We start from the raw sequence: 3726 nt of genomic DNA, 5'->3' as shown, positions 1-3726 counted from the left end.
CGTATATATTTAAAATGATATCTAACTCTTCTTCGGTAAGGACATCATACTTTAAGCATAGTTCGCGGACAGATTTGCCAGTTACAGTTGCTTCTCTAGCAATCCTTGCGGCCACTTCATAGCCGAGGTGTGGATTAACCGCCGTAATAATCCCAACACTCTTCTCCACATTCGCTTTTAAGTGTGCCTCATTTGCCTCAATTCCTACTAAACAGTGATCAGTAAATGAACGGAAGCCATTGTTCATAATACTAATAGATTGAAGCAGATTAAAAACCAAGACTGGTTCCATTACATTTAATTCCAGTTGACCAGCTTCGGACGCTAGACAAATCGTATGATCATTTCCTATTACTTGGAAGGCAATTTGATTAATTAACTCCGGCATGACGGGATTAACTTTTCCTGGCATAATCGAAGAGCCTGGCTGACGAGCTGGAAGAGTAATCTCTCCTAGTCCTGCACGAGGGCCTGAAGCCATTAACCGCAAATCATTGGCGATTTTTGACATATTCATCATACATACTTTTAACGCAGCTGAGACCTCAGTATATGCATCAGTATTCTGGGTGGCATCAACTAAATGTTCGGCATTGACCAATGGTAAGCCACTAATTGCAGCGAGCTGTTTGACAACATCTTGGATATATTTTGGATCCGCATTTAATCCTGTACCTACTGCCGTTGCTCCCATGTTAACTTCATATAAATTTTCACGAGAAAGGTGGATTCGCTTAATATCCCGTTCAATCACTCGTGAATATGCCTCAAATTCTTGGCCAAGTCGAATCGGAACAGCATCCTGAAGATGAGTACGCCCCATTTTGATTACTTTTTCAAATTGCTTCGCTTTGTCCATAAATACCTTATGCATATCCTTCATGGTCACAAGCAATTTTTCCAGTAATCTAAGTGTGGCGATATGGATAGCTGTTGGAAAAACATCATTTGTTGATTGCGACATATTCACATGGGTATTAGGACTCAAATGCATATAAGCACCTTTTTCATGGCCGAGCAATTCAAGCGCCCGGTTGGCAATCACTTCGTTAGCATTCATATTCATCGATGTGCCCGCCCCACCCTGGATAGGGTCAACAATGAACTGGTCGTTCCATTTCCCAGCGATAATTTCATCTGCTGCTTGGCTGATCACGTCTCCAAGTCCACTATACAATTGCTTCGTATTCATATTGGCAATGGCAGCAGCTTTTTTAACCATCGCAAGGGCTATTATTAATTCCTCATGAATTCGATACCCTGTAATTGGAAAATTTTCAACTGCCCTTAGGGTTTGAATCCCATAATAAACATCTGCTTGTATCTCTTTTTTTCCTAAGAAGTCTTGTTCAATTCTTTTAGTATCCATGATGATCTGTCTCCCACCCTTTTTATAAACAGTTGTTGTAAAAATATTAATCACACAAAAATAATACCAGTTTAAATAACCAATGTCTCTCATTTTTATCTTGAATACTCTATTAAAATAATATTTGAATAAAAATATCTGGTATCCTTACATGTACAAACCGAAAAAAAACCTAGTCAAAACAAACCATTGGATGTTCAAATACCTTCCCCTTTGAAATCCAATTAAAAAAAGAGGCTAGTCCAGAAGTTTGTGTATCACAACTTTTTGGATTGCCTCTTTAATTCTAATTAGCGGATGACGTCGTCAACAAACATGTTTTCCTAATTCCTCCCACTATTTAAAAGAATGATTGAATTTTTCCAGGAGCTTCCCAAATAGTTCACGTTCCTGGTCAGACCAATCTTCCAGAAGTTCTGCCACTCTCTTCAAACGTGCCTGTTTATAATGGAATAAATCCTCTGTACCCTGATCTGTTAGTTGAAGTGAATAGGCCCTTCCGTCCAAAGGATCGGGAATTCTGTACAATTGACCTTTATGCTCTAAAGCGGCTGCCTGTCGACTGACTGTTGATATATCTAACTTGAATTCCTCCGCTAATACTTTAACCCCAACAGCCCCCTTCGTTTTGATCCGATGAAGGATCAAATAAGCCGATCGATCAAGATTCCCGAACTTTTTATTGCTGGATATGGAAGTGGTTCGGCGAATTAAAACGGCTAATTCAAGCTCTATCATTTCTAAAGATTGATGATCCATATACTTTCCTACCTCACAGTTACCCTTTTTTCCTTAGTAATTATGATAACATACGTGTCTTATCATTAGTAAATTCTAACAGACTATATTGCAAAAACACTATTGACGTAGTGGAAATCAGTTGTATAATACAATTATATACTTTCATCATACAACTAATTCAAAAAGTTGGAAAGAGTCTGCAAGTAGATTCATACAAACAATAGGGGGAAATTTAATGGCACCAACACAACAATCTAATATTGGAACATCACAACAGATGTTGGAGGCAACAAATAAGTCAGGGTTACTTACACAGCCAAAAGCAGTCTGGGCTGTATTTTTTGCAAGTATTATTGCCTTTATGGGCTTGGGTCTAGTAGATCCTATTTTACCGGCAATCGCCGAACAATTACATGCTTCACATAGTGAAGTAACCTTGCTTTTCACTAGTTATAATGCCGTAATGGCAGTAGCTATGCTAATAACGGGAGTGATCTCATCTAGAATTGGGATCAAATGGACATTACTTTCTGGAATCGTGATTATTGCGGTCTTTTCGGCACTGGGCGGGATTTCAAACGGGATTTGGACCCTTGTAGGACTGCGAGGCGGCTGGGGTCTTGGAAATGCATTGTTTGTAGCAACAGCTTTATCTGCTATTGTATCACTTTCCAATAGTGGAACAGCAAAAGCTATCATTTTGTACGAAGCAGCAATTGGTCTTGGAATCTCAGTTGGTCCACTCCTTGGCGGCTGGCTTGGCGCTATGTCTTGGCGAGGTCCATTTCTTGGGGTGGCAACATTAATGGTCATTGCCTTCATTGGCCTCATTATCCTGATGCCCAAACCAACTGCTCAAACTGGAATAAAGTCTCGAACTTCATTAATGGATCCATTCCGCGCATTAAAACATCGTTCACTGCTTGTTTTCGGTATTGCAGCTGCACTTTATAATTTTGGCTTCTTCACTTTACTGGCCTATGCACCATTTGTAATGGGCTTGGATGAGCACGGATTAGGCTACGTATTTCTAGGTTGGGGTATTTTACTGGCGCTCACCTCAGTTTTTATGGCTCCAAAATTAACCGAATGGTTTGGAACCATAAAATCAATGTGTTTGATGTTACTTTTGTTTGCCGTCCTTTTGATCGCGATGGGGATATGGACATCTACACAGTGGGTCATCATTGCAGCTGTTATTCTAGCCGGCGCATTATTAGGTAATAACAATACTCTAATTACTACTGCCGTGATGAATGCAGCACCGGTTGAACGTTCAACGGCATCTGCTGCCTATAGCTTCCTCCGTTTTATTGGAGGTGCAATTGCACCATTTACTGCAGGAAAACTAGCTGAAATTTATAATCCAAGTGTTCCATTCCTTGTTGGAGCAGGGTTTGTGGTTATTTCGGTACTATTTATCTGGGTTAATACGAAACATGTTAAGCATGTAGATCATATCGGTATAGGCCACTAAAACTTACTAGGAGGATCTGTGATTGCAGATCCTTTTTTAAGGACTCTTTTCGTAAACTTTTTTAGCTTTCGGAACTTAATAATGATCATTTACTAAGTTTCTAGGCAATTTCCGCAAATGTTTTTACGAAAAGATGCCA

The 3726-nt window shown here is 39.7% G+C and carries 2 protein-coding genes and 1 pseudogene; 1 reads left to right on the top strand and 2 read right to left on the bottom strand.

Going from position 1 to position 3726, the window contains the following annotated elements; all coding sequences use genetic code 11:
- A pseudogene (gene aspA / locus V7137_RS20030) lies at nt 1-1369 on the bottom strand (aspartate ammonia-lyase); the annotation flags it as partial.
- 336 nt (nt 1370-1705) lie between these two features.
- On the bottom strand, nt 1706-2128 hold the full coding sequence (locus V7137_RS20025; protein ID WP_335699703.1) for a MarR family winged helix-turn-helix transcriptional regulator: 423 nt from the start codon (nt 2126-2128) through the stop codon (nt 1706-1708).
- A gap of 259 nt (nt 2129-2387) precedes the next feature.
- Here V7137_RS20025 and V7137_RS20020 point away from each other — a divergent pair, with 259 nt between their 5' ends.
- On the top strand, nt 2388-3587 hold the full coding sequence (locus tag V7137_RS20020; protein WP_335699707.1) for an MFS transporter: 1200 nt from the start codon (nt 2388-2390) through the stop codon (nt 3585-3587).
- The last annotated feature ends 139 nt before the right edge of the window (nt 3588-3726 follow it).

It is taken from the genome of Neobacillus drentensis (assembly GCF_036962765.1).
Lineage (GTDB): Bacteria > Bacillota > Bacilli > Bacillales > Cytobacillaceae > Neobacillus > Neobacillus drentensis_C.
Note: the sequence above shows the minus strand (reverse complement) of the source record. Positions and strands in the feature narration are given on the sequence as shown.